This window comes from Luteibacter sp. GL_149 (genome assembly GCF_057834065.1).
Map to the genome: position 1 here is coordinate 3,171,813 of NZ_CM174395.1, position 25,079 is coordinate 3,196,891.

A 25,079-nucleotide genomic window follows, 5' to 3' on the forward strand; every position below is an offset into this window, starting at 1 on the left:
TCGGCCACCGCCCTCGATGCGACTTGCGGAACCGAGCGCGGCGGGCGGACAAGGCCCGAAGGGGGCGGACCAGGACGGTCCGCCGTTTTCGCTGAGGCAGGAGCCGAATCGAAAACCCCCGCCCGCCGCGCGGGCGCGACGGGGCGCAGCCATTAAAACACCAGCCGCGCAGCGGCTATCCCTTCCCGAGCGACGGTGAAGCCGGAGCGTCGAGGGCGGTGGCCGACGGCTCTCCGCGAAGCGCCCCAGCGCGAACGCGAACGCGATGGCAAAGCCGAGCCCTCCGCGTGAAGAACAAAAAAAACGGCGCCCGAAGGCGCCGCTTTCGTCGATGCGATGAAATCAGCGCTGCTGCTGTTGCTGCTGCGACGGATCGTAAGTGCCGCTGGCGGCATCCTTACCCTGCATACGATCGGGGAGGTTGGCCTTCTGCGGCGTGTCCTCGAGGGTGCGCGCTTTCTCTTCGACGGCATTCAGGCGAACCAGTTCGCCCTTCTTGTCGTAGTACACGGTAAACCCGTAATCGAGCTGCATGCGTGCCATGAAGCCGAGATGGTTGTCGCGGATTTTCGAATCGTCGCTGGGGAGCAGCAGGACGGTCTTCGGCAGCTTGCCCTGATCCTTCAGGTACGAGAAATGGCTGCCCGTGTCGGCCGCCGAAAGCACAGCGCCGTCGACCAGGAACTGACCGCTCTTGTACGACTTCAGCGTCATGTCGAACTGCCCCTGGGACGTCGGTACATGGTCGTCCTTGGCACTGCCGCGATGGCAACCGGCAAGCACGAGCATGCTGGCAAGCAATACCGCCGCGCCGGCGCGCGCCAGCCAGGTGGAAACACGGATCATGCGGCTTTCTCCCAAAAGTTCTGTGGTTCGTGAATGGGCGAGTCTAACGCTCGCCCGTGTCGTGCGTGAATGCGACTGACGCAACGCGTTCAGGTGCTGGGCAGCGTGACGCCACGCTGGCCCTGGTACTTGCCGCCGCGATCGGCATAGCTGACTTCGCATTCCTCGTCGGATTCGAGGAAAAGCATCTGCGCCACGCCTTCATTGGCGTAGATTTTTGCGGGCAGCGGCGTGGTATTCGAAAATTCCAGCGTGACGTGGCCTTCCCATTCCGGCTCGAGCGGCGTCACGTTGACGATGATGCCGCAGCGGGCATACGTGCTTTTGCCAAGGCAGATGGTCAGCACCTGCCGCGGAATGCGGAAGTACTCGACCGTACGCGCCAGTGCGAAGGAGTTGGGCGGGATGATGCATACGTCCGACTTGACGTCGACGAAGCTGCGCTCGTCGAACGCTTTCGGGTCGACGATGGTGGAATTGATGTTGGTGAACACTTTGAACTCGGCGGCGCAGCGCACGTCGTAGCCGTAGCTGGACGTGCCGTAGGACACCAGTCGGTGGCCGTCGCGCTCCTTGACCTGACCGGGCGCGAAGGGCTCGATCATGCCGTGTTCCTGGGCCATGCGGCGGATCCACTTGTCGGACTTGATACTCACAATGATCTCCGTAGGGCCAGCGTGGGCACCTGCCCACGCGCGCGTTTAACCGGGAAAGGTAGCGAACTGGGCCGGACGGCGCCAGTCAGGTGTTCTGGATGACGATTTTCGGGAACGAAATCGCCTTGTTTTTCGCCTGCAGCGACAGCCGGGCCGCCGTGGAACGGGCAATGGAACGGTACCGCGCGGTCAGATCGGAATCCGGTATGGCCACGACCGTGGGCTTGCCGCCGTCGGCCTGTTCGCGGATGCGGATGTCCAGCGGCAGGTCGCCCAGGAACGGAATGCCGAACTCCGCGGCCATTCGCGCGCCGCCGCCCTGGCCGAAGATATGTTCTTCGTGGCCGCAGCTCGAACAGATATGCGTTGCCATGTTTTCGACGACGCCGAGGACCGGTACCGCCACCTTTTCGAACATCTTCAGCGCCTTCTTCGCGTCCAGCAGGGCGATGTCCTGCGGGGTCGTGACGATGACCGCGCCGGATACCGGCACCTTCTGCGAAAGCGTCAGCTGGATATCGCCCGTGCCGGGCGGCAGGTCGATGATGAGGTAGTCGAGGTCTTCCCAGCGGGTGTCGGTCAGCAGTTGCATCAGGGCCTGGGTGACCATGGGGCCGCGCCAGATCATGGGCGTGTCCTCGTCGATCAGCACGCCGATGGACATGGCCTGCAGGCCATGCGCCAGCATGGGCACGATGCTCTTACCGTCCGGCGAGGACGGCTTGCCCGACAGGCCGAGCATGCGCGGCTGGCTGGGTCCGTAGATGTCTGCGTCGAGAATGCCCACCTTCGCGCCCTCGGCCACCAACGCCAGCGCCAGATTCACCGCGACGGTCGACTTGCCGACGCCGCCCTTGCCGGAGGCCACGGCGATGATGTTCTTCACGCCGGGCAACGGTGCGAGCTGGCCCTGCACCTTATGGGCATGGGTGCGCTGGGTCACCGACACGGTGGCGGTATCGATGCCGGGATCGGCCTCGAGCGCGGCTTTCGCGGCGGCGACGGCCGCCTCGACATACCCGGCGGCGGGATAGCCGAGCTGGATATCCACCGACACCCGCGCGCCGTCGGCGCCGACCGCCCGGATCGATTGGGCCAGCGACTGGCCCGAATGCGGGTCGATGACCTGTTCGAGGATGCTGCGTACGAGGGATTCGCTGGCGTTGCTCATGGACGGGTGTCGATGCAGGGGATCGCTCATTATGCCAGCCGTGGCGCAATGCAGCTTGACGGGCTGCCGTGGCCTCGTCAGGCTCGGGCCATACTGAACCGTACGGGGAGTCCCACGCATGAAGTCATTGTTCCGCGCCGTTTTCGCCGCAGCCCTGGTCGTCGGCGCCATGCCCGTCTTTGCCGCCGACCTGACCAGTCCCCTCGGCAAATGGAAGACCATCGACGACACCACTCATAAGCCGAAGTCGATCGTCGAGATCACCGAAAAGGGTGGCGTCCTCGAGGGCAAGGTCCTGGAAGTCATCCAGTCCGACGAAGGCCCGCATCCGCTCTGCGCCAACTGCGACGGCGAGCGCAAGAACAAGCCCATCGAAGGTATGACGATTATGTGGGGCCTCAAGAAGGACGGCGACCAGTGGAGCGGCGGCCAGATCCTCGACCCGAAGAAGGGCAAGATCTACAAGGTCAAGCTGGAACTGACCGACGGCGGCCAGAAACTGGACGTCCATGGCTACATCGGCTTCGCGCTGCTGGGCCGTAGCCAGATCTGGGAACGGGTGGAATAACCCTCCGGGTGCGCTCCCACAGACCTCCTACATAGAAAGCGCGGCATGCCATAATCTGCGGTCATTCAGCCGACCGGGCCTGTCATGCCGCGCCGCATCCTCGTCACCAACGCCCTTCCCTATGCCAACGGCCCGCTCCATCTGGGCCACATGCTCGGGTATATCCAGGCCGACATCTGGGCGCGTGCACAACGCATGCGGGGCAACGAGGTCCATTACGTCGCCGGTGAAGACGCCCACGGTACGCCGATCATGCTGGCGGCCGAGAAGGCCGGCATCACGCCCGAAGCCTTCATCGCGAATATCCGTGCCGGCCACGAAGCGGACTTCACCGACTTCCACTTCAGTTACGACCAGTACCACACGACGCACTCGCCGGAGAACCGCGAGCTGGCGACGTCGATCTATACGCGTCTGCGCCAGGCCGGCTATATCGCGCGCCGCGATATCCAGCAGTTGTACGACCCCGAAAAGGACATGTTCCTGCCGGACCGCTACATCAAGGGCGTCTGCCCCAACTGCGGCACGCCCGACCAGTACGGCGACAACTGCGAGAACTGCGGCGCGACCTACGCCCCGACGGACCTCATCAGTCCGTACTCGGTAATGTCGGGTGCAACGCCGGTCCTTCGCGACTCGGAACACTACTTCTTCGAACTCGGCAAGTTCGAAATGCTGCTGCGTGAATGGCTGAGCGGCCAGCGCACCGGCGGCCACCCTGTCGCCAATAGCGGCGTGGTGGCCAAACTCAGGGAATGGCTGGACGGCGGCCTGCGCGACTGGGACATCTCCCGCGATGCGCCCTACTTCGGCTTTCCGATTCCCGACGCGCCCGGCAAATTTTTCTACGTCTGGCTCGACGCGCCGGTCGGCTACCTGGCTGCCTTCAAGGCGCTGTGCGAGCGTACGGGAACGAAATTCGACGACTTCCTCGCCGAAGGCAGCACCGCCGAGATGCATCACTTCATCGGCAAGGACATCATCAACTTCCACGGCCTGTTCTGGCCGGCGATGCTGCACGGCGCGCGCATGCGCACGCCGACCGCGCTGCACGTCAACGGCTATCTGACCGTCAACGGCGCGAAGATGTCCAAATCGCGCGGCACCTTCATCCAGGCGCGTACCTATCTCGATGCCGGACTGAATCCCGAAGCGTTGCGTTACTACTTCGCCACGATGCTGAGCGCGACGCCAGTCGATGTCGATCTCGACCTGAAGGCGTTCGAAGAGCGCGTCAACTCGCACCTGGTCGGCAAGTGGGCGAATATCGCCAGCCGCACGGCGGGCTTCCTGCAGACGCATTTCGCGGGTCGACTCGCCGATCGTTTCGACGACGAAGCCGCCGCCCTGTGGCGCGATCTGCTCGCGCAGTACGAAGGTGTCGACGCGCTTTACGAAATCGACGACTTCGCCGAAGTGTCGCGCCGCTTCGTCGCGATGGCCGATGTGGTGAACGGCTATATCGCCGCACGCGCACCGTGGGTCATCGCGAAAGACGAAGCGCGTCGCGACGAGCTGCAGCAGGTCTGCACGTTCGCCATCACGGCGTTCCGCTTGCTGAGCGGCCTGCTCAAACCAATCCTGCCCGTTACCGTCGCTGCCGCCGAGGTCTTCCTCGATGCCCCGATCGGCGACTTCCCCGATGCGCGCCGCGAACTTTTCGGCCACACCGTCAAGACCTTCGAACCGCTGTTCTCGCGCCTGGACGCAAAGCGGATCGAAGCGATGGTCGACGCATCGAAAGAATCCCTGGCCGGTCCGGAAGCGCCGAAAGCGCCCCCCGTCAAACCGAATAAACCCAAAGACACAGCGAAGCCCATGACCGACGCCAGCACAGACACCGCCGCCACCATTTCCATCGACGATTTCGCGAAGCTCGATCTGCGTATCGGCAAGGTCGTGGCATGCGAGTTCGTCGACGGTTCCGACAAGCTGCTGCGTTTCGAGCTGGACGCGGGCCCGCTCGGCACGCGTCAGATCTTCTCCGGCATCCGCGCCGCGTATGGCGAACCCGAAACGCTGGTCGGCCGGAACGTGGTGTTCATCGCCAACCTCGCACCGCGCAAGATGCGCTTCGGCCTGTCCGAAGGCATGATCCTGTCGGCCGGCGAAGGCGGTAGCGATCTGTTCCTGCTGGACGCCGACCAGGGCGCCGCACCCGGCGCCACCGTTCGCTAAGCATGCCACCGGCGCACGCCAGGCACCCATGACGCCCACGCTCGCCGAACGGATCGACGCACTCCTGCCCCAGACGCAGTGCGAACAATGCGGGTTCCATGGCTGCCGGCCCTATGCCGACGCCATGGCCCGCGACGAAGCCGCTATCAATCTGTGCCCGCCGGGCGGCGCGCAAGGCATCACCCTGCTCGCCCGCCTGCTCGATCGCCCCTTCCTTCCGCTCGACCCCACGCATGGGGTGGAGAAGCCGCGCACGCTGGCCCGCGTCGTGGAGGCCGACTGCATCGGCTGCACCAAATGCATCCAGGTATGTCCCGTCGATGCCATCGTCGGTTCCGCCAAGCTCATGCATACCGTGGTATCCGACCTGTGCACGGGTTGCGAACTTTGCGTACCGGCCTGCCCCGTGGACTGCATCGTCCTCGACGCCATGCCGCCGGCCCAGGCCGCCGACCACGGCCATGCGGATGCAGCGCGAACGCATTTCCAGCGACGCGAAGCGCGCCTGCTCGCCGAACGCGAACGACGGGAAACGCAGCTTGCGGCCAGCAAGGTCGACGTCGCCGCACCCGCGGCGCGCAATGCCGTACTCGAAGCGCTGGCGCGCGCCAAAGCACGCAAAAAGGATCCGGACACGTGAAGAAGGCCGATGTCATCGACATGTTCACTCGTCTTCGCGAGCTGAATCCCCATCCCAAAACCGAACTGGAATACAGCACACCCTTCGAACTGCTGGTAGCCGTCGCGCTTTCCGCGCAGGCCACGGACGTCGGCGTGAACAAGGCGACGCGGAAACTTTTCCCCATCGCGAATACGCCGCAGCAGATGCTCGATCTCGGCGAAGAAAAATTGAAGCGTTACATCAGCACGATCGGTCTGTTCAACAACAAGGCGAAGAACGTACTGGCCATGTCGCGCATTCTCGTCGACCGGTACGACAGCGATGTGCCGCGTTCGCGCGAAGCGCTGGAAAGCCTCCCCGGCGTCGGACGCAAGACGGCCAACGTCGTGCTGAATACCGCATTCGGCGAACCGACCATCGCCGTCGATACGCACATCTTCCGCGTATCCAATCGCACAGGTCTCGCACCGGGTGCCGACGTACGCAAGGTCGAAGACAAACTCGAAAAGGTCATTCCTGCCGAGTTCAAGCAGGATGCGCACCATTGGCTGATCCTGCACGGGCGTTACGTGTGCAAGGCGCGCAAACCGGAATGTCCGGTGTGTGCGATCCGGGACCTATGCACCTATAAACAGAAAACGCCCGGCTAGCCGGGCGTTTCTTTTTACCATCGCGACAGTCGGAGTCGCGTCCTACGGGAGCGGGCTTGACCGCGATCCCTGCGTACAGAGTACGAACGATCGCCGGATGAAAGAGGCTGGAGGGGGGAGGCTTCCCTCATCAACCGATCGTTCGCTCGCAGGGATCGCGGTCAAGCCCGCTCCAACACTTACGCGACTGCCCGGGCGCCCTCTACCTTGAGGTTCAGTTCCTTCCAGTCGACGACGAGCTCGCAACCCTTCCTGGACGCATTCCTGCCCCAGTCGCGCAGCAGTTCAAGGGATGCCTGATCGACATGGTGCAGACCGTCGAGAATCAGGTTGACCCGCGTGTTCGGCGGGACGCTTTCCAGCGTGCGCGCCATCGACGGCACCTTAAGGAAAGTGGCCGAACCCCTCAGCGTCAGCGAAGCGGTACCCGGCTCGTCGTGATGGGCCAGATCGACTTTCAGCTTCGACGACATCAGCGCAAGGCGGAACAACGACAGACCGAAACCGACGATCACACCCGTGAGCAGGTCCGTCGCGACGATGGCGATGGTCGTGGCCAGATAAATCGCCGCGGTGCCCTTGCCGAATACGGCCAGATCTTTCACCTGCTTCAGGTTCACCATTTTCACACCGGTGTAGACCAGGATGCCCGCGAGGCACGAAACCGGCGTCATGCGCATCAGCCAGGGCAGCAGCAGCGCGAACACGAGAATCCACGCACCGTGCATCACCGCGGCCATGCGCGTGGCGGAACCCGCCTGCACATTCGCCGCGCTACGGACGATGACACCCGTCATCGGCAGCGCGCCCAGGAAGCCGCAGATCATGTTGCCGATGCCCTGAGCAGCCAGTTCGCGATCGTAGTTAGTGCGTTCGCCGTTGTGCATGCGGTCTACCGCCGCCGCCGACAGCAGCGTTTCGGCGCTGGCGATGAACGCGAACGTCACGGCGGCAATAAGCAGCGTGGAATCGAACAGACCGAAGATGCTACCCATCGACGGCAGGCTGATCGCCGAGAACAGATTCGATGGCACGTCGACACGGTTTACGTTTACCGCGAAGTATTGCGCGGCAGCGGTCATCGCTACGACGGCGATCAGTGCGCCCGGAAGGAACTTCAGCTTTGCCGGCCGCAGTTTCTCCCATGCAAGCATGATCGCGATGGTGCCCAAACCGATCATCAGGGCGATATGCGATTCGCCCTTACCCGTGAATGCCTCGTACAACGACGCGGGCAACGCGGCGAAATTCTCCAGTCCGCGAGCCTTCGGCGCCGCATCCATAAGAACATGCGCCTGCGACGCCACGATGAGGATGCCGATACCGGAAAGCATGCCCGCCACGACGGCGGGCGACGTCATCCGGAACCACACGCCGACGCGACAGACGCCGGCAACCAACTGGATCAGGCCGGCCAACAGCACGACCGGACCCAGCGCCGCCACGCCATGCGCGCGCACCAGTTCGAACACGAGAACCGCCAGACCGGCGGCCGGCCCGCTGACCTGCAAAGGCGATCCGGCAAGGAAGCCGACCACCAGACCGCCGACGATGCCGGATATCAGCCCCGCGGCGGGCGGCATGCCCGATGCGATGGCGATACCCATGCACAGCGGCAGAGCGACAAGAAAAACGACCACCGAACCGAGGAGGTCGCGGCCAAAAAGGCCTTGGGAAAAGTACGCGCGCATGATCTTCTTGTCCTTAAGCGGCGGAAGCCACCGGCATGGAGAACCGTGCATGCGGAGTGGCATCCGGGAGGTTGGCGACCAGCGGACGGAAACGTCCTTCCGTGGCGTCGAAGGCCGTTATGTCGGTGCGAGCGATGTCGTAAATCCAGCCGTGGATACGCAGGCTGCCGTTCGCCATCGCCGCCGCCACGACCGGCAGCGTGCGCATGTGCTCAAGCTGGCCGACCACGTTTTCCTCGGTGAGGTAACGCAGTCCTTCCTCGCCGAGAATGGTGGGACGATTCTCGGCGACGACGTAGCGGGCGACATCCGCATGCTTCAGCCATTGCTCGACGGACGGCTTGCCCTTGAGCAACGCGGGGTTCTGCAGCGCCTTCATGGCGCCGCAATCCGAATGGCCGCAGATGACAATGTGCTGCACCTTGAGCGCCGTGACCGCGTATTCGATGGCGGCGACTACGCCGCTGACGTGCTGGGCGTACGGCGGCACGATGTTGCCGACATTGCGATACACGAACAGTTCGCCCGGATTGGCGCTGAAAAGCAGTTCGGGCATCACGCGCGAATCGGCGCAGGTGATGAACATCGTATGCGGCGTCTGGCCTGAGGCGAGTTTGGCGAATAGCTCGCGATGTTCGTCGGACATGTCGCGGCGAAAACGATCGAAACCCTGGATAAGACGTTCCATGGGAAATTCCTCTGTCGATAGGGGGAAGGACGCGCACGAGCGCGCGCCTGAGTGCGTTCGGGGGAGAGCGATCGGACGGAAGACCGGCGGGCATGGCCCGCAACGGCGGTGTCAGACGATCGGAGGACGCAAGTCCTGAGGGGATTCGTGCGACATCAGTGACCTCACGTCCGCGACGGGACGGGAGGCGACGAGCCTTGCCACGGCAAGAGTCGTGGAGGGAGGAACGACAAGTGTGTCGTCGATGCCGCAGTTGTCTTCGAGCGAAGGCATGTCGGCGAGAAGATCGTCGCCGCCGGCGACATCGTCCACGCTGGCGAATACATGCGATGCGGCATGCCCGGTCATTGCCGAATGAGTCGAAGCGGCATACGCCGTATGCAGACAGGCGCTGGCAAACAGAAGCGCGAACAGCACGAGGATCGTGCGTGTCATGCGTCGGGTTGCTGATAGCGTCGGAAAGCTCATGGAGCAAAACCTACGCAGCCGCGAATCGCCTTGCAAGTGTGGCGATGCAACACGTGTTGAAGGAATGACGTTCGACGTATCTTACATTCAGCTTAGCTTGGGAAAAAATTTATTTATTACAGCAACTTAATAAACATGCTGAACAAATGGAATATCCGGAAAAAACTTGCCATTTCCGTGTATGCGCGACGATATTCGCAACGCTTCGCCGTCGTGCGGCATACGACATTTCTCAGTAGACGTCCAAAGAGAAAGGTTCTTCACGCATGGTCGGGAGGGCTCGGCTTTGCCATCGCGTTCGCGTTCGCGCTCGGACGCTTCGCGAAGAGCCGTCGGCCACCGCCCTCGACGCTCCGGCTTCACCGTCGCTCGGGAAAGGAGAACCGCTGCGCGGTTGTTGCTCTATGGCTGCGCCCCGCCGCGCTCGGTTGCGCAAGTCGCGTCGAGGGCGGTGGCCGACGGCTCTTCCGGAGGTTGTGGTCACGTGGGGGAAAGCAGCGCGTGACGCAGGACCGGTGGTGACCGTATCCGGTTCGATTCCGTCACCTGCTCGGCTCGTGCTCTTCCTTCAGCAAACCGCCGTCGACGGTGCCGTGGCCGGGTTGGTCCTTGGGGCCGCCTTAGCCGAGGGCCGCGATGAACAGCTACAGAAGCGAAAGCGGAACTACGGCCCGCTCCCGCAGGGACGGCGCCGAAGGCCCCAAGGGCCAACCCGGTCGCGGCCTCCCCGACGCACGAGCGTGAGGCGGCTGTCCTCGTCCGAAGCTCGACGCGACACGCCAAGCCGTCCCCGCTAATGCGTGAAGAACCAAAAGAAAGCGGCGGGCTTGCGCCCGCCGCTTGTCGTCCCTGAGCCGAACTCCTTTCAGATAACCGCTACTCCGGCTTAGAAGGTCAGCAGACCCCAGAAGCCAACTTCGTCCGTCTTGTACTCATACTTCGTGGCGTCCGGGCCATCGAGCTTGTTGTGCTTGTAAGCCAGGGCGAGCTTCAGGTTCTTGAACACGTCGTACGAAACACCCGCGTTGTAGTACGTGTCTTTCAGCTTGCGCTCGGCGTTGGTCGGCGTCGTGTACTTATAGTCCAGGCGATCGTAGCGGGCGAACACGGCCCACTGCGGCAGGAACTTCCAGTCGGCCCACAGCGAGAAACCATCGGCCTTGTCCTTGACGGACAGCGGCGCCGTGCCGGTACCCGCGTACTTCAGGATGTCGTCCCAGTTCTGGGCGTGGAAGTATTCGCCACCGACGCCGAAGGTCTTGTCGCGCCAGGCCACCATGAAGTCGCCGCGCGAAGCATCGCGGGTCGGCTGGCCGTTCTGGACGTCGTTGCCGCGCTTGCCGGTGTAACCGCCCACGGCGATAACCATCTGCTCGATCGGCGAGTAGCCGAAGCGCGCTTCCGCATCGACGCTGTCCGAACGGCTCGGGTTGCGGAAACCGCGACCGTTGACGACCGACAACTGGTAGTTGATGGAGTTGTCGCCCGTCGTGGCGCCCAGGGCGTGGATACCCCAGTCGGACGAGTTGCCGAAAGCGCCGACGCCACCGGCATTAGCCGTGGAGCCCGCGCGACCGCCTTCGAACGAACGGTCGGTGATGGTGTTCTCGAGGAAGCGGTAGCCGTACCACTTCTCGACGAACGGAATCCAGGGCATGTCGGCCGCACCAAAGCGCACCGTGAAGAGCGGATCGAACTTGCCCTGCACGTAAGCCTTCTTCACGAAGAGGCTGGTCTGCGAAATAGCCGAGACGTAGTTGAAGTCGGTGGTGAGGTTAGCCGACCAGATATCGTCGAACTGGTGGTCGACCGTCAGGTAGAAGCGCTTCACGTCGTAGCCGGTGCCGTTCGTGGCGCCATGGCCATCAACCTTGTGGCCAGCGCCGGTGGAGGCGAATTCCTTGTGATCGACGTTGGTGAAGTCGAAGAACATCGTGCCGCCGATCTTCGTGTTATTCACCAGCTTGTCGATCTTGTCGAACCGCTTCGCCAGATCTTCGACCGGCTTGGCGGCGGCGACCTGGACGTTGTTGACAGCCTGAGCCGTCTCGACCTGAGCGTCGGCCTGTGCGTCCTGCTTGGTCTCGAGCTCGGCGACCTTCGCCTGCAGCGCCGCAAGCTGGGCCTGCATCTGCTCGAGCGTGGCGGCATCGACCGTGACCCGGGCCGGCGGCTTCGTGGCTTTCGGCGTCGCGGCGAGAGCCGAGAAGCTGGTAACGCCCAAGCCGGTGGCGATAGCTACCGCGAGCAATGTGGAACGCATGGAATGTCTCCGCTTGATTGAATAAGGCATGGCTTCCCCCTGTCACCCCATACGAAATTTCTCAAGGAGGGGTCTGACGGCGCGCAGCATGGGCTCGCCCGTTTACCGTTCGATGCAGTTTTTATGACAAAACAAAGACACCGGTACGCGGCCTTAACATCTGGATCGCCAAAGGGGCAGGAACCGCCGGTCGCGGGGCTGATATCCTTCGCGCATGGATAAACCGAGCAACAGCACCGCCCTGCGCATGGCCGAGCGGTTCAGGGGGTTTCTGCCCGTCGTCGTAGACGTCGAGACGGGCGGTTTCGACCCGGAACGCGATGCCCTGCTGGAGATCGCGGTCGTCCCCATCGCCATGGAACCGTCGGGCCTGGTCGTGCCGCTACCGGCCATTTCGGCGAATGTAGAGGCCTTCCCGGGCGCGAACATCGATCCGCGCTCGCTGGAGATCACGGGCATCGATCCCGATCATCCCTTCCGCGGCGCGCTGACCGAACGGGTGGCGCTGGATCACGTATTCAATGGCGTACGCACGGCGATGCGCGATGCCGACTGCCAGCGGGCCGTACTCGTCGGCCATAACTCGGCCTTCGACCTGGCCTTCCTGAACGCGGCCGTCCGTCGCGTGGGCCACAAGCGCAACCCGTTCCATCCTTTCAGCAGCTTCGACACCGCCACGCTCGGCGGCCTGGCCTATGGCCAGACTGTCCTGAGCAAGGCCGTTCTCGCGGCGGGCATCGAGTTCGACGCCCGCGAGGCGCACTCTGCGGTTTACGACGCGGAGCGCACGGCGGAGCTTTTCTGCGAGATCGTGAACCGCTGGCGCAGGCTGGAGTTGCTGGAACGGGATCAGGCGGGGGTTGTGGTTCTCTAAAGGACTCGCTTTCGTTCCGCGCAATGCTGCCATCTCCCTCTCCGTCACCCCTGAGCGGGAAAGAGGAGCCTCCCAGCCCCTCTCCCATCATCAACCTGTAACAAACACCCCTCACCATCTCCGGTCAGGGGAAACAGGTTGTCCGCGTACAACCTCGTGAAAACGAGGCCCAGCGGCAGTTGCAGGCCCATCCCCCGGCCCGGACGACGACAGCCGGACGGTGGGTGTCATACAGCTGAAACAATTAACTCATTTCATTGCAACACGGGACCCCTGAAATATAGAGAGCGGGCGGGCTCGCCCGACACCTTCCATCCGAGGAACTACCGTGTTGACCTCAAGCAAACTCCGCATCGCCACGATCGTCGCCGCCTCCCTGTTCGGCATGGCCGCCCAGGCCACCGACATCACCGGTGCCGGCTCGAGCTTCGTATACCCCGTGCTTTCCAAGTGGTCGGCGACCTATGCCGAGAAGACCGGCAACAAGCTCAACTACCAGTCGGTCGGTTCCGGCGCCGGCGTCGCCCAGATCAAGGAAGGCACCATCGACTTCGGCGCGTCCGATGCTCCGATGAAGGCCGAAGACCTCCAGCAGTTCGGCCTGGGTCAGTTCCCGGTCGTGGTCGGCGGCATCGTGCCCGTCGTCAACATCAAGGGCATCGAAGCCGGTCAGCTGAAGCTGGACGGCGAAACCCTCGCCGACATCTACCTCGGCAAGATCACCAACTGGAACGATCCGAAGATCGTCGCCCTCAATGCTGGCCTGACGATTCCGTCGTTCAAGATCACGGTCGTGCATCGCTCGGACGGTTCGGGCACCTCGTTCAACTTCACCAACTACCTCTCGAAAGTCAGCAACGAGTGGGCGACCAAGGTGAAGTTCGGCACGGCCGTCGAATGGCCGGCTGGCGTGGGTGGCAAGGGTAACGAAGGCGTGTCGCAGTACGTGCGCCAGATCCCGGGTTCGATCGGTTACGTCGAGTACGCCTACGCGACCAAGAACAAGATCACCTACGCCCAGCTCAAGAACGCCTCGGGCGCCTGGGTGCAGCCGAACGCCAAGTCGTTCGCCGCCGCCGCCGCCACGGCCGACTGGAAGAGCTCCAAGGACTTCAACCTGATCATGACCAACGCGCCGGGTGCCGAGGCATGGCCGATCACGGCGACCACGTGGGTCATCATGTACAAGAAGGCGAAGAACGCGTCGCATGCCAAGGTGGCTTTCGACTTCTTCAAGTGGTCCCTCGAGAACGGTCAGGAACAGGCCGCTTCGCTCGACTACGTTGCCCTGCCGGACACGCTGGTCAAGCAGATCGAAGGTTACTGGTCGGCCGAGTTCAAGAACTAAGACATACCGTCGGGCCATCGGCCACGACGTGACGTAAAGGCGGGTCGCCGTCCCTTGAGGGGCGGCGACCCATCGCCGTAATGATCCAGAGGAAAGCCGGCCCCATGCATGCAAGCATCAGTCTTCCCGTCTCACCCGCCCGGCAGGCGGAGGCGGCGCGCAACGCGCGAGATGCACGCAACGACCGTGTCTTCGGGTGGGTGCTCAAAGCCTGTGCCCTGCTCGTCCTGGCTTCGCTGATCGGCGCGGCCGCATCGACCCTCTGGGGTGGCAGCGACGCATTCAGAACCTTCGGCTGGGGCTTCCTTACCAGCGACGCCTGGGATCCGGGCAACGACCGCTTCGGCGCCCTCGTTCCGGTCATGGGTACCGTGGTCACGGCGCTCATCGCCCTGCTCATCGCCGTGCCGATCAGCTTCGGCATCGCACTCTTTCTCACCGAGATCGCCCCGTCGTGGCTGCGCGGTCCGGTCAGCTCCGCCATCGAACTGCTCGCGGGTATCCCGTCGATCATCTACGGCATGTGGGGCCTCTTCATTTTCGCCCCGTTCGTCGCCGAGCACATCAAGCCGTGGCTGATGAACAACTTCAGCGACGCGCCGCCCGACGGCCAGGTTTCCTGGCTCGTGCAGCACGTGCCCTGGATCGCGAAATTCTTTTCCAGCGATTACCCCTTCTTCGGCGCGGGCGTGCTGACCGCGGGCATGGTGCTCGCAATCATGATCATCCCGTTCATTTCGTCGGTCATGCGCGAGGTTTTCCAGACCGTACCCACCCGCCTCAAGGAGTCGGCGTACGCGCTGGGTTCCAGCACGTGGGAAGTGGTCTGGGACATCGTGCTTCCGTATACCCGCTCGGCGGTGATAGGCGGCGTTTTCCTCGGCCTTGGCCGTGCGCTGGGCGAGACGATGGCGGTGGCCTTCGTGCTCGGCAATACCTTCAAGTTCACGCCGTCGATCCTGGAAACGGGTAGTTCTATCGCCTCGACCATTGCCAACCAGTTCGGCGAAGCCGAAGGCCTGCAGAAGTCGGCATTGATGGCGCTGGCCTTCCTGCTCTTCGTCGTCACCTTCATCGTCCTGCTGATCGCGCGCCTCATGCTGCGCCAGCTGGGCAACCGGGAGGGTCGCTGATGGCTTCCTCGCATATCTACGCAAAACGCCGCATCAAGAACATCGTGGCGATGGTGCTCAGCGTCGCGGCCACCGGCATCGGCCTTATCTTCCTGGCGTGGATTCTCTGGGAAACCCTCAGCCAGGGTATTGCGGCCATCAAGCCGCAGCTGTTCACGAAGATCACCGCGTATCGCGAAGAAGGCGGCCTGGCCAATGCAATGGTCGGCAGCCTGATCCTCAACACGCTGGGCATCCTGATCGCCACGCCCATCGGCGTGATGGCGGGTACGTGGCTGTCGGAGTACTCGCTGCGTTCGCGCCTCGGTCCGATTATCCGCTTCCTCAACGACATCCTGCTTTCCGCGCCGTCGATCGTGCTTGGCCTGTTCGCCTATACGATCATCGTGCTGCCGATGAAGTGGGCGACCAACGGCGACATCACGTTCTCGGGCTTCGCCGGTGGCATCGCGCTCGCGCTGATCGCGCTGCCCGTCATTGTCCGCACGACCGACGAAATGCTTCGACTGGTACCTTCCACGTTGCGCGAGGCCGCGCTTTCGCTTGGCGTGCCGCAATGGAAGCTGACGATCCAGATCCTGATCCGCTCGGCGCGCTCGGGCATCGTGACCGGCGTGCTGCTCGCGCTCGCCCGCATCAGCGGCGAAACGGCACCGCTGCTGTTCACGGCGTTCGGCAACAATTTCATGACGTTCAATCCGCTGGACAAGATGCCGAGTCTTCCGCAGGTCATCTACGAATACACGAAGGATCCCAGCCCGGATATCAACACGCTCGCGTGGGCCGGCGCATTCGTCCTGACCATGTTCGTCCTGCTGCTCAGCCTCACTGCCCGCTTCGCGTTCTCGCGCTCCAAGGTGTCCCATGACTAACATGAACGAAGCAGCCCCCAGCTTCGCCGCCACCGCGCAGACCGGCGCGCCCGACAATTCGCAGTTCCCGACGAAAATGACGGTGCGCGATCTCAACTTTCATTACGGCGATTTCCACGCGCTGAAAAACATCGCGATGGATATTCCCGAGAAGAAGGTCACGGCCATCATCGGACCGTCCGGCTGCGGTAAATCGACGTTGCTGCGCATCTTCAACCGCATCTACGCGATCTATCCGAAGCTGGTCGCCACGGGCGAAATCGTGCTGGACGGCGAGAACATCCTCGACGCGAAATACTCGCTGAATCGCCTGCGCAGCAAGGTAGGCATGGTCTTCCAGAAGCCCGTGCCGTTTCCCATGACGATCTTCGAGAACGTCGCCTACGGCATTCGTCATCACGAGAAGCTCTCCCGTACCGACATGGAAAGCCGCGTCGAACAGGCGCTGCGCAGCGCCGCCCTGTGGGACGAGGTGAAAGACAAACTGAAGCAGAGCGCGCTCGGCCTCTCCGGCGGTCAGCAGCAACGCCTTTGCATCGCCCGCGGCATCGCCCTGAAACCGGAAGTGCTGCTGCTCGACGAACCCACCTCCGCCCTGGACCCGATCGCGACCAGCCGCATCGAGCAGTTGGTCGAGGAACTGAAGAACGATTTCACAATCGTCATCGTCACGCATAACATGCAGCAGGCGGCGCGTTGTTCCGACCTTACCGCGTTCATGTACATGGGCGAGCTGGTCGAGTTCGACCGTACGGAGAAGATCTTCACCAAGCCGAACAAGAAGCAGACTGAAGACTATATTACCGGCCGTTTCGGTTAAGTCCTCCGCCACGACCCTATTGAAGGCAAAGCGCATGAACACGCCCCGCGAACACATCATCAAGAGCTACGACGACGAGCTGACCCGCCTCACCGGCGAAATCGTCCGCATGGGCGAGCTGTCCGTCACGCAGCTGGAATCGGCCATCGACGTCGTCGAACGCCGCGACGAGCGCGCCGCCCAGCGCGTCGTCGACAACGACGAAGCCATCGATGCCCTGGAGCAGGAAATCAGCCACGACGTGGTTCGACTCCTCGCCCTGCGCGCACCGATCGCGGGCGATCTGCGCAACGTGTTCGCGGCACTGCGTATCGCAGCCGACATCGAGCGCATCGGCGACTACGCGGCCAACGTCGCGAAGCGGTCGATCCCGCTGAGCATGGTGGCTCCCATCAGTGCGGCCGCCAAGCTTGGCTATCTCGCCGAACTCGCCGCCACCGAAGTGCGCACCGTACTGAAGGCCTACCGCGACCGCGATGCCGAAGCCGCCTATCAGGTCTGGAAGGACGACGCGGATCTCGACGAAGCGTATACCGGCCTCTTCCGTGAATTGCTCACGTACATGATGGAAGACCCGCGCAACATCACGCCATGCACGCACCTGCTGTTCATGGCGAAAAACATCGAGCGCATCGGCGACCACGCGACCAATATCGCCGAGAACGTCTGGTTCGTCGTCCACGGCGAACCGCTCGTCGCGCCGCGCGCCAAGCGCGACCTGACGGCCAGCCCGGATTTCGACCGCAAATAACGCGCCGCACTACCTGTTGCAGGAGCCCGCTTGCGGGCTCCTGCAAGGTCCGCGGAAACATCACGCGCCCGAGGTCATCTTCAGGCCAAGAATTCCCGCCACGATCAGCGCCACGCACAGCAAACGCAGCGGCGCGGCGGATTCGCCGAACAACACGATACCCAGCAGCACGGCACCCACGGCGCCGATACCCGTCCACACCGCATACGCGGTACCGATCGGTAGCTGCCTTGTCGCCATCGCCAACAGATAGATACTCACGACCATCGCCGCACCGGTTCCGATACTCGGCCACAGGCGCGTAAAACCTTCGGTGTATTTGAGCCCGATCGCCCAGGCGATCTCGAAAAGGCCAGCAAGAAAAAGCACCATCCACGACATGGGATGTCTCCGAAAAGACGGGGTCGTCCCCATGTAGAAGCGCCCTTGAGCGCGATCCGAAGCAATGCTAAACGCGAACGAATGGAACGCGAATCGCGGACTTCAGGGTCGTCCCCGAAGCCGGACCGACGTTGCGTCGGTCCGGCGCCATTCTACTACGGGGCAGTAATCTTTGCCGCGCGACGTTCACGAACGCCGCGCGCGATGCTCAGATACTCCGCCAATCAGACTCCGGCAGGCCGACGTCACGCCCGAATTCACTCCGTCGATGCTGTCCGATCTTCAATCTTTGGCTGTGCGCGAATATGGAAATGCGTGGCATGGCCCGCTAGTGGGCGAATTACATCACGAGCATATCGACCATCATTCAGCTGTACATCCTTTATTCCACTCCAGAACTGATCAGTTTCGGACTTTGAGTACGTTACGAAGAACATACCTATCCGCGCTCCGACATCCGAATTCAGCATTCCTATGATTTTCACCGCCGCCGCGGTATCGCGGCGCTGATAACCAGCGAACCACCCATCTGCGTCAATACCCCGCGCATGCCCCTTGTGCGGAGGAAACGGCCCTGCATGCAAATTACTAAAGTCCCCCCAAGTAGCATCGGGGAAGGCGCTCGCAAGCTTGATCGTACTGGGAGTGGCCCAGCCATCACCACCAAGCGCTTCGTCACGGCCGCCATATCGAGGCAAGAAATCCGCCAGGGCCAATCCTGGAAGGCGACCAAAATCATAGACCGCCTCTTCCTCATTATCCGTCGTTGCACGAAGAACGATGCCGATCGTTGCGTCTGCAAGTGCAGGTATCGAGAACTGCGATGAAGAAATCTTAAATAGCGGCATGGATGAAGAGACTTCCAAGGAACCGCTATCGTCGAACTCCTTATACATCAACTTACTTGCCTCTTCCGCCAGCGCTTCCGATGCAATCCGCCTGCCATTCATCTGCATTTCGAGCACAACCGATTTGATTTTTTCGCCTGGCGCACCTTTAAGAGAAATCGTTCCGTGGACGGGGCTTGTCCCGCCAAGGTACGGATGGCTATCTGCGCTCAAATATTCAAGTACGGAGCCATCAATGTCATATAACTTTGCATCCGATATCAAAAGTGCGGGCTCTTCGACCATATCGATCAACAGGGCTGAATCGTAATCCGCGTCACCCACATTCGAAACAGAAAGTTCAACATGAACCGTGTCGCCCTCCGGATCAACCGGCAAAGTGAGTTCTCGCCATGCGGTGTAACCGCTTGCGGAAAACGCTGGCCTTCCCAAGGTGTTCATCGTTCCGTTCGATGTAGCTGTCTGCCCCGTCTTTCCGGACACCATTATCACGGTGAAGAAGTCATCGAAAGCGGTTCCAAAGTATCCCCCTGGAATTTCGCTGGTAACAAAACGATAGCGAAGCTTGACCGCTCTTGCGCCAACTCGCACGTCAAAGGCTCTCGCAGCGGCTTGCGGCCCCTTACCCCTTGTCGATTAAAAAAGATCATTGTTCGAATCTCTTGCCGTAACAAGCTTGCGCAGGTCATACAAATCAGCGGACTTCCCATCCATACGACGCCCTAGCTTCTTGGTAGAACTTGACTTGTTAACTGGAGCTTCCTCGCTATGCGGAACTATATTGAGATTCGTTCCGCCCCATCCCTCTACACCCTGACTAAAGTCGTTATTCTGAATTTCACTTGCAGCACCCAGACGCCTTAGACGCACTTCAGAAAAATTCTTGGCATTCAATTGCATATTTTTCGGCATAAATCCATCGGCCGATACATTTATGAGCATTTCATCGCGAGGCACGCTTTCAAATGAAAAACGACCGTCTCCATCCGTAATTCTCTGACTACCGACACCCGGCGCATGTGCAGCGGCAATGCGAACTATTACGCCGCCCAGCGGACGACTTTCATCGTCGTAGACGATACCTGCGATCGTATTCTCACCTGCCCATAACATCGCCTCATGTTCGAATGTGCGCCCTTCCTTGTCGCGGCCAACGAGATATAGGCGGTTCGCACCGTCAACTAGGGCTCCAGCGCCCAACACCACCTTCTTCGACTCGATCCAATACGTTCCCTGACCAAGCGGCTTGCCATTTTTGTAGATCATCATTTCGTCTGAACTGTCGTGCAGCTCAGCGCCACTCACTACGAATGTTGTGTCGCCAGAAACCGGAACGAAATTGGATTCCGACGAACCGTCCAAAGCCGCAGTTGCGGGAGATAGCTCGACGTGCTCGTTGTCGTCTGGCAAAAGCCATTCCGAATCGTCGCCTGGTGAACTGGCATATAACGGAGGGCCGACTTGCACTACCGACAGCAGTGCCAGCAATCCGATTGCGCATGCGCGTATTCGGTTTTGTTTTTTAACAATCATAGATCGCTTCCTCTGCCATCAACCTGACGTCAGATCTCATTGTCCTGCGCGGCCGGATGAAACCGACCGTGCATATGAGATCAACCTGAAGGATGAGTACCTTCATTACGTAGGTTGCCCGTGCGCCTAAATGAATCCTATCGTCCGAGGCAGACGCAAAGAGAAGGCCGATGGCATCACGCGGCGACGCATCACCCCGATTCGGGCGAGGTGCCGCCCTATGCACAATTGCCCGGAATACAAAAAGTCGTCACGGCAAATATATGGGGCGACCGAACGTTGCATCCGACCGCCCCATACTCAGGACGATCCGCCTATAGGGCGGTGATTTTCATCGCGCGCCGTTCACGAACGCCGCGCGCGATGCCGTAAGCGCTGATCAGGAACCAGGCCAGTTCCTGCAGGAACGCCGACAGATTGAACTCGCCGAAGATCAGCGACAGCAGTATGCCCAGCGCACCGAGCAGGTTCATCGACTGATACACGTACGAGTGACCGCCGAGCTTGTGTGCCTGGAGCAGGAAGAAGGCGATCAGGACCAGGATGACGCCGGCAAGCCCCGTCCAGTCATGCCACAGAAAGTGCGTTTCCATTACTTGCCTCCACGCTGCCTCAATGCCTCGAACAGGACGATACCCGTCGCCACGGAGACGTTGAGGCTCTCCATGCTTCCCGGCATCGGAATGCGAGCCACGAAATCGCAGGTGTCGCGGGTCAGCCGACGCATGCCGTCTCCTTCGCTACCCATGACGAGTGCGATAGGACCTTTGAGGTCGATGCCGTAGATCGACTGCTGAGTGTCGCCATCCAGTCCCGTGATCCAGACACCGGCATCTTTCAGCATGCGCATGGCGCGTGCGAGATTCGTCGCCGCGATCACGGGCACCAGATCGGCACCGCCCGCCGAGGCACGGCGCACCGTCGGCGTAATGCCGACAGCGCGGTCTTTCGGCACAACGACCGCCGTAACGTTCGCCGCCGCCGCACTACGCAGGCAAGCGCCGAGATTATGCGGATCGGTCACGCCATCGAGTACAAGCACCAGCGCATTCGCACCAGCGGCCTTCAGCAGATCGGGCAGGTCGTTCTCGCCGCGAAGGGGCGGAACGTCATAGCGCGCGATGACGCCCTGATGCCGCACTTCGCCGCCCAGCTTTTCCAGCTGCTCGCGCGCCACCGGCTTCACCGGAATCTTCAGCTTGCGCGCGGTGTCGGCGATTTCGCCGACACGCGCGTTCTTCGAGCCCTGCTCGGTCAGTACTTCGCGGACACGTTCCGGATCGTTGGCAAGTGCGCCTTCGACCGGATTGATGCCGACTATCCAGGTTTCACTCATGACCGGGGCTTGCTCCTTGGTTTCTGCGGTGTCGTTTTACGCGCCGGTTTCGACGGTGCGTCGCCCGATGCGCGAGGCTTACCGCCCTTACCGGACGGCGCCGCCTTGCCACCTTGACGCGAGGGCCTTGGCACTTCGACCTCGACCTTCCGGCGCGTGGAACGCGGCGGTGCCACGTCCGGCTCGTCGCGTCGACGCGACGGGGGCTTCGGCGCGGGAGGCGGATTATCGCTCGCACGCGGTTCGCTGGCGACCTTCTTACCGCGACCGAATACGCGGCCGACGGCCTTCGCCGCACGACCGATGGCGGCACTCATGCCCGACTTCGCGGCGGGCTTCGCGACAGGCGCTTCCTTCGCCGTGCCACGTACCGGTGCTGCCACCAGCGCCACGAGGCGGAAGTCGATCTTGCGATCTTCCAGACTTGCTCTCAGCACCTGCACGCGTACGTGGTCGCCCAACCGGTACTGCGTACCCACACGCTCGCCCGACAGCAGGTGACGGATGGGATCGAACTTGTAGTAGTCGTTCGGTAGCTGGGAGACATGAACCAGGCCCGACACGCGCGACTCGGTCAGTTCCACGAACAGGCCGAACGAGGTCACGCCGGTCACGGTGCCGTCGAATTCCTCGCCAACGTGCTTTTCCATCCACGCACACTTGAAACGCTCGTCGACATCGCGCTCGGCCTCTTCCGCACGGCGCTCGCGCTGCGAACAATGGATGGCCATGGCGGCCATCTCGGCTTCGGTGTAGGTATATTCGGCTGGCTTCTTCTTCGCGATGGCGTAACGGATAGCGCGGTGAACCAGCAGGTCGGGATAGCGACGGATGGGCGAGGTGAAGTGCGCATACGCGTCGAGGGCCAGACCGAAGTGTCCCTGATTCTCGGGGTGGTACACCGCCATGCTCTGCGCACGCAGCAGCACCGACTGGATCAGCATCGCTTCCGGACGATCGTGCACCTTCCGCAGCAACGCGGAGAAATCGGCTGGCGTGACTTCGTCGGCCGGTGGCATTTTCAGTTTGAACTCGCGCAGGAACTGCAGCAGGTCTTCGTATTTTTCCGCCGGCGGCGGCGCATGCACGCGATACAGTGCGGGCACTTTCCGCTTCGACAGGAACTTCGCGGCCTGCACATTCGCCGCGATCATGCATTCCTCGATCAGCTTGTGCGCATCGTTACGCTGCTGCGCACCCATGGCGACCACTTCGCCCGACTGCGCCAGGCTGAACTTCACCTCGGGAGTTTCGAAGTCGATCGCACCGCGACGCTTGCGCGCCTTGGCCATCGATTTATACAGGCGATGCAGGTTCTCGACCTGCGGCAGGACATCGGAGATTTCCTGCCGGACGTCGCGATTGCGCTCGCCCACGGCTTGCCAGACCTTGTTATAGGTCAGGCGCGCATGCGAAAGCATCACCGCGTCGTAGAACTTCGAACGGACGACTTCGCCCTCTTCGTCGATCTCCATGTCGCAGACCATGCACATGCGCTCGACCTTCGGCATCAGCGAACAGATGCCGTTGGAAAGCGTTTCCGGAAGCATCGGAACGACGAAGCCCGGGAAATACGTCGACGTGCTGCGCTCGTAGGCTTCCGCATCCAGCGGCGTGCCCACCGGCACGTAATGGGATACGTCGGCAATCGCGACGATCAGGCGGAAACCGCCATCCTTCAGCGGCTCGGCATACACGGCATCGTCGAAGTCGCGCGCGTCCTCGCCATCGATGGTGACCAGCGGAAGGTGGCGGATATCGGTACGGCCGGCGCGGTCGGCGGCGGTGACCTGCGGCTCAACCTCTTCCGCCTGGCGGATGACCTGCGGCGGGAATTCGTGAGGCAGGTCGTGACTCGCGATGGCCATTTCGACCACCAGCGACGGCTGCAGACGTTCGCCAAGGACGGCCCGGATCGTACCGAGCGGCCCGCGATGCGCGGTGGGTGGATCGGTGATCTCGACGACCACGATCTGGCCCTGGCGCGCGCCGGCTTCGCGACCGGCGGGAATCATGATGTTCTGGTGCAGGCGACGATCATCGGGTTCGACCAGCGTCATACCGTTCTCGATGACGATGCGACCGACGAGGCGCGGCGAGCGGCGTTCCAGCACTTCGACGATGGCGCCCTGACGGCGGCCGCGGCGGTCGATGCCGACGACGCTGGCAAGCACGCGATCGCCATGCAGTACGGTGCGCATCTGCTGCGGCGACAGATAGAGATCTTCGCCCCCCTCGTCCGGGCGAAGGAAGCCGTAGCCTTCGGCATTGGCGATCACCCGGCCGGGCAACAGGCTGAGCTTCTGGGCAGGGGCGTAGGTGCCCCGGCGGTTCTGCAGCAGTTGCCCGTCGCGGATCATCGCCGCCAGGCGCTTGCCCAGCGCGTTGATGTCGTATTCGGTGAACAGACCCAGCGCGAGCGCGATGGCCTCGGCCGAAAGAAGCTCGCCGCGGTCGTTCAGCAGCGCCAGAATCGCCTCGCGGCTGGGAATGGGCTGTTCGTAGCGCTTCGCTTCGCGATCGGCCTGCGGATCGACCGGCCGGGGCGGCATGGCGTCCTTATAGCGCTCGAGCGCTTTCGCCGGACGCGTGGCCCTGGGCTTTCTCGGTCCGCGCGGACCGCCGGAGCCTTGCTTGGTTTTTGTCACGTAGAAACCTTGTATGGAGGGACGCGGTATTTTCGCATCCGATGTAAACAGACTGTTGACAAGCCACGGGCCGATGCCTAATCTACGCGGCTCACGAGGCGCGAACGTCTTGTGACACCTGCCCAGGTGGCGGAATTGGTAGACGCACTAGTTTCAGGTACTAGCGGGTAAAACCGTGGAGGTTCGAGTCCTCTCTTGGGCACCAATTGTAGACGAAGCCCGCAGCGATGCGGGCTTTGTCGTTTCCGGCGTTTAGATTCGCGTGCGAATCCGGTCACGCTACGGATGCCGGCGGCCCCTTGAGCTCCACCATATTTCCCTGCGGATCGTAGAGATAGATCGACGGGCCCTCGCCCTGCGCGCCGTAGCGCGATCCGATGTCGCCAATGCGCACGCCGTGTGCCTGCAGATGCGCCTTGATGGCCGCCTCGTCATAACCTTCGACACTCAGGCAGATGTGATCGACGTTGTGCCCTTCGGAGCCCGGCGCGGCACCTCCCATACCCCCGAGCTTGCCGTCCATCGAAACCAGATCGATAAGCGACGAACCCGCGCGCAGCTGAACGAGCCCGATGTCATCCTGACGGCGCTCTTCGCGGCATCCGAGTACATCGCAATAAAAACGCTGCATGACGGCACTATCGATCGCACGCAAGACGACGTGATCGATGCACCCAAGGCGAAACGGCGGCACAGTCATCGGACATCCTTTAACGGGGAAGTCCGATGATATG

The 25,079-nt window shown here is 62.1% G+C and carries 24 protein-coding genes and 1 tRNA gene; 11 read left to right on the forward strand and 14 right to left on the reverse strand.

Annotated features, from left to right (window positions below):
• Positions 1-342: 342 nt before the first annotated feature.
• The 3 genes from AC3IR3_RS14035 to apbC form a co-directional block, all read right to left on the reverse strand.
• On the reverse strand, positions 343-846 hold the full coding sequence (locus AC3IR3_RS14035; protein WP_489193001.1) for a hypothetical protein: 504 nt from the start codon (positions 844-846) through the stop codon (positions 343-345).
• Between the two features lie 89 nt (positions 847-935).
• A complete protein-coding gene (dcd, locus tag AC3IR3_RS14040; RefSeq protein WP_132143420.1) occupies positions 936-1,502 on the reverse strand; it encodes a dCTP deaminase in 567 nt (188 codons plus the stop codon).
• Between the two features lie 85 nt (positions 1,503-1,587).
• On the reverse strand, positions 1,588-2,673 hold the full coding sequence (gene apbC, locus AC3IR3_RS14045) for an iron-sulfur cluster carrier protein ApbC (protein ID WP_489196934.1): 1,086 nt from the start codon (positions 2,671-2,673) through the stop codon (positions 1,588-1,590).
• 118 nt (positions 2,674-2,791) lie between these two features.
• Between apbC and AC3IR3_RS14050 the strand changes: the two genes are divergently transcribed.
• The 4 genes from AC3IR3_RS14050 (at position 2,792) to nth (ending at position 6,691) form a co-directional block, all read left to right on the forward strand.
• Positions 2,792-3,241 carry a DUF2147 domain-containing protein gene (locus AC3IR3_RS14050; protein ID WP_489193003.1) on the forward strand — a complete coding sequence of 150 codons (450 nt, stop codon included), beginning with the start codon at positions 2,792-2,794 and terminating at the stop codon, positions 3,239-3,241.
• An 84-nt stretch (positions 3,242-3,325) separates the two neighbouring features.
• Positions 3,326-5,419 (forward strand): methionine--tRNA ligase, encoded by a 2,094-nt coding sequence (gene metG, locus AC3IR3_RS14055; protein WP_489193004.1) that lies wholly within the window; start codon positions 3,326-3,328, stop codon positions 5,417-5,419.
• A 28-nt stretch (positions 5,420-5,447) separates the two neighbouring features.
• Positions 5,448-6,059, forward strand: a complete 612-nt coding sequence (locus AC3IR3_RS14060; RefSeq protein ID WP_489193005.1) for an RnfABCDGE type electron transport complex subunit B — start codon at positions 5,448-5,450, stop codon at positions 6,057-6,059.
• On the forward strand, positions 6,056-6,691 hold the full coding sequence (nth, locus tag AC3IR3_RS14065) for an endonuclease III (RefSeq protein ID WP_489193007.1): 636 nt from the start codon (positions 6,056-6,058) through the stop codon (positions 6,689-6,691). The genes AC3IR3_RS14060 and nth overlap by 4 nt, the downstream gene beginning before the upstream one ends.
• 179 nt (positions 6,692-6,870) lie before the next feature.
• Here the strand turns inward: nth and AC3IR3_RS14070 are convergent, their stop codons facing one another.
• The 4 genes from AC3IR3_RS14070 to AC3IR3_RS14085 all read right to left on the reverse strand — a co-directional run bounded on the left by AC3IR3_RS14070 (position 6,871) and on the right by AC3IR3_RS14085 (position 11,801).
• The gene (locus AC3IR3_RS14070) at positions 6,871-8,382 is read right to left on the reverse strand and encodes a SulP family inorganic anion transporter (protein ID WP_489193008.1); all 1,512 of its coding nucleotides are present in this window, start codon (positions 8,380-8,382) and stop codon (positions 6,871-6,873) included.
• 13 nt (positions 8,383-8,395) lie between these two features.
• Positions 8,396-9,070, reverse strand: a complete 675-nt coding sequence (locus AC3IR3_RS14075) for a carbonic anhydrase (protein WP_489193009.1) — start codon at positions 9,068-9,070, stop codon at positions 8,396-8,398.
• Between the two features lie 111 nt (positions 9,071-9,181).
• A complete protein-coding gene (locus AC3IR3_RS14080; protein ID WP_489193011.1) occupies positions 9,182-9,505 on the reverse strand; it encodes a hypothetical protein in 324 nt (107 codons plus the stop codon).
• A gap of 919 nt (positions 9,506-10,424) precedes the next feature.
• The gene (locus AC3IR3_RS14085) at positions 10,425-11,801 is read right to left on the reverse strand and encodes a porin (protein WP_489193013.1); all 1,377 of its coding nucleotides are present in this window, start codon (positions 11,799-11,801) and stop codon (positions 10,425-10,427) included.
• Between the two features lie 214 nt (positions 11,802-12,015).
• Here AC3IR3_RS14085 and rnt point away from each other — a divergent pair, with 214 nt between their 5' ends.
• From rnt to phoU, 6 genes are all read left to right on the forward strand, one after another.
• On the forward strand, positions 12,016-12,675 hold the full coding sequence (rnt, locus tag AC3IR3_RS14090) for a ribonuclease T (RefSeq protein ID WP_489193014.1): 660 nt from the start codon (positions 12,016-12,018) through the stop codon (positions 12,673-12,675).
• A gap of 385 nt (positions 12,676-13,060) precedes the next feature.
• Positions 13,061-14,023 carry a phosphate ABC transporter substrate-binding protein PstS gene (pstS, locus tag AC3IR3_RS14095; RefSeq protein ID WP_243649233.1) on the forward strand — a complete coding sequence of 321 codons (963 nt, stop codon included), beginning with the start codon at positions 13,061-13,063 and terminating at the stop codon, positions 14,021-14,023.
• Between the two features lie 104 nt (positions 14,024-14,127).
• Positions 14,128-15,156 (forward strand): phosphate ABC transporter permease subunit PstC, encoded by a 1,029-nt coding sequence (pstC, locus tag AC3IR3_RS14100; RefSeq protein ID WP_489193016.1) that lies wholly within the window; start codon positions 14,128-14,130, stop codon positions 15,154-15,156.
• A complete protein-coding gene (pstA, locus tag AC3IR3_RS14105) occupies positions 15,156-16,028 on the forward strand; it encodes a phosphate ABC transporter permease PstA (RefSeq protein WP_489193017.1) in 873 nt (290 codons plus the stop codon). The genes pstC and pstA overlap by 1 nt, the downstream gene beginning before the upstream one ends.
• Positions 16,021-16,848 (forward strand): phosphate ABC transporter ATP-binding protein PstB, encoded by an 828-nt coding sequence (gene pstB, locus AC3IR3_RS14110; protein WP_489193018.1) that lies wholly within the window; start codon positions 16,021-16,023, stop codon positions 16,846-16,848. The genes pstA and pstB overlap by 8 nt, the downstream gene beginning before the upstream one ends.
• Positions 16,849-16,882: 34 nt before the next feature.
• Complete coding sequence (gene phoU, locus AC3IR3_RS14115) at positions 16,883-17,599, forward strand: phosphate signaling complex protein PhoU (protein WP_489193020.1); 717 nt, start codon at positions 16,883-16,885, stop codon at positions 17,597-17,599.
• Between the two features lie 60 nt (positions 17,600-17,659).
• On the opposite strand, the gene sugE is transcribed toward phoU, so the two are convergent.
• The 6 genes from sugE to rnr all read right to left on the reverse strand — a co-directional run bounded on the left by sugE (position 17,660) and on the right by rnr (position 24,249).
• The gene (gene sugE, locus AC3IR3_RS14120; protein WP_489193022.1) at positions 17,660-17,980 is read right to left on the reverse strand and encodes a quaternary ammonium compound efflux SMR transporter SugE; all 321 of its coding nucleotides are present in this window, start codon (positions 17,978-17,980) and stop codon (positions 17,660-17,662) included.
• A 257-nt stretch (positions 17,981-18,237) separates the two neighbouring features.
• Positions 18,238-19,419: a hypothetical protein gene (locus AC3IR3_RS14125; protein ID WP_489193023.1), complete on the reverse strand. Its 1,182-nt coding sequence runs from the start codon at positions 19,417-19,419 to the stop codon at positions 18,238-18,240.
• 45 nt (positions 19,420-19,464) lie between these two features.
• The gene (locus AC3IR3_RS14130) at positions 19,465-20,361 is read right to left on the reverse strand and encodes a carboxypeptidase-like regulatory domain-containing protein (RefSeq protein WP_489193025.1); all 897 of its coding nucleotides are present in this window, start codon (positions 20,359-20,361) and stop codon (positions 19,465-19,467) included.
• Between the two features lie 314 nt (positions 20,362-20,675).
• The gene (locus tag AC3IR3_RS14135; protein ID WP_489193026.1) at positions 20,676-20,954 is read right to left on the reverse strand and encodes a CBU_0592 family membrane protein; all 279 of its coding nucleotides are present in this window, start codon (positions 20,952-20,954) and stop codon (positions 20,676-20,678) included.
• The gene (rlmB, locus tag AC3IR3_RS14140) at positions 20,954-21,697 is read right to left on the reverse strand and encodes a 23S rRNA (guanosine(2251)-2'-O)-methyltransferase RlmB (protein ID WP_489193028.1); all 744 of its coding nucleotides are present in this window, start codon (positions 21,695-21,697) and stop codon (positions 20,954-20,956) included. Before rlmB ends, AC3IR3_RS14135 begins: the two co-directional genes overlap by 1 nt.
• On the reverse strand, positions 21,694-24,249 hold the full coding sequence (gene rnr, locus AC3IR3_RS14145) for a ribonuclease R (protein ID WP_489196935.1): 2,556 nt from the start codon (positions 24,247-24,249) through the stop codon (positions 21,694-21,696). The genes rlmB and rnr overlap by 4 nt, the downstream gene beginning before the upstream one ends.
• Positions 24,250-24,465: 216 nt before the next feature.
• On the opposite strand from rnr, the gene AC3IR3_RS14150 reads away from it, so the two are divergent.
• Positions 24,466-24,550 (forward strand) — tRNA-Leu (locus AC3IR3_RS14150).
• 69 nt (positions 24,551-24,619) lie between these two features.
• Here AC3IR3_RS14150 and AC3IR3_RS14155 read toward each other — a convergent pair.
• Entirely contained in the window at positions 24,620-25,045 is a 426-nt protein-coding gene (locus AC3IR3_RS14155; RefSeq protein ID WP_489193030.1) for a VOC family protein, read from the reverse strand.
• Between the last annotated feature and the right edge of the window lie 34 nt (positions 25,046-25,079).

Excerpts from the sequence above, each read along its gene's own strand:
- AC3IR3_RS14035 (WP_489193001.1), bottom strand. The coding sequence starts at position 846 with ATGATCCGTGTTTCCACCTGGCTGGCGCGCGCCGGCGCGGCGGTATTG.
- apbC (WP_489196934.1), bottom strand. The coding sequence starts at position 2,673 with ATGAGCAACGCCAGCGAATCCCTCGTACGCAGCATCCTCGAACAGGTC.
- AC3IR3_RS14050 (WP_489193003.1), top strand. The coding sequence starts at position 2,792 with ATGAAGTCATTGTTCCGCGCCGTTTTCGCCGCAGCCCTGGTCGTCGGC.
- metG (WP_489193004.1), top strand. The coding sequence starts at position 3,326 with ATGCCGCGCCGCATCCTCGTCACCAACGCCCTTCCCTATGCCAACGGC.
- AC3IR3_RS14060 (WP_489193005.1), top strand. The coding sequence starts at position 5,448 with ATGACGCCCACGCTCGCCGAACGGATCGACGCACTCCTGCCCCAGACG.
- AC3IR3_RS14070 (WP_489193008.1), bottom strand. The coding sequence starts at position 8,382 with ATGCGCGCGTACTTTTCCCAAGGCCTTTTTGGCCGCGACCTCCTCGGT.
- AC3IR3_RS14075 (WP_489193009.1), bottom strand. The coding sequence starts at position 9,070 with ATGGAACGTCTTATCCAGGGTTTCGATCGTTTTCGCCGCGACATGTCC.
- AC3IR3_RS14080 (WP_489193011.1), bottom strand. The coding sequence starts at position 9,505 with ATGACACGCACGATCCTCGTGCTGTTCGCGCTTCTGTTTGCCAGCGCC.
- AC3IR3_RS14085 (WP_489193013.1), bottom strand. The coding sequence starts at position 11,801 with ATGCGTTCCACATTGCTCGCGGTAGCTATCGCCACCGGCTTGGGCGTT.
- rnt (WP_489193014.1), top strand. The coding sequence starts at position 12,016 with ATGGATAAACCGAGCAACAGCACCGCCCTGCGCATGGCCGAGCGGTTC.
- pstS (WP_243649233.1), top strand. The coding sequence starts at position 13,061 with ATGGCCGCCCAGGCCACCGACATCACCGGTGCCGGCTCGAGCTTCGTA.
- pstC (WP_489193016.1), top strand. The coding sequence starts at position 14,128 with ATGCATGCAAGCATCAGTCTTCCCGTCTCACCCGCCCGGCAGGCGGAG.
- pstA (WP_489193017.1), top strand. The coding sequence starts at position 15,156 with ATGGCTTCCTCGCATATCTACGCAAAACGCCGCATCAAGAACATCGTG.
- pstB (WP_489193018.1), top strand. The coding sequence starts at position 16,021 with ATGACTAACATGAACGAAGCAGCCCCCAGCTTCGCCGCCACCGCGCAG.
- phoU (WP_489193020.1), top strand. The coding sequence starts at position 16,883 with ATGAACACGCCCCGCGAACACATCATCAAGAGCTACGACGACGAGCTG.
- sugE (WP_489193022.1), bottom strand. The coding sequence starts at position 17,980 with ATGTCGTGGATGGTGCTTTTTCTTGCTGGCCTTTTCGAGATCGCCTGG.
- AC3IR3_RS14130 (WP_489193025.1), bottom strand. The coding sequence starts at position 20,361 with ATGATTGTTAAAAAACAAAACCGAATACGCGCATGCGCAATCGGATTG.
- AC3IR3_RS14135 (WP_489193026.1), bottom strand. The coding sequence starts at position 20,954 with ATGGAAACGCACTTTCTGTGGCATGACTGGACGGGGCTTGCCGGCGTC.
- rlmB (WP_489193028.1), bottom strand. The coding sequence starts at position 21,697 with ATGAGTGAAACCTGGATAGTCGGCATCAATCCGGTCGAAGGCGCACTT.
- rnr (WP_489196935.1), bottom strand. The coding sequence starts at position 24,249 with ATGCCGCCCCGGCCGGTCGATCCGCAGGCCGATCGCGAAGCGAAGCGC.
- AC3IR3_RS14155 (WP_489193030.1), bottom strand. The coding sequence starts at position 25,045 with ATGACTGTGCCGCCGTTTCGCCTTGGGTGCATCGATCACGTCGTCTTG.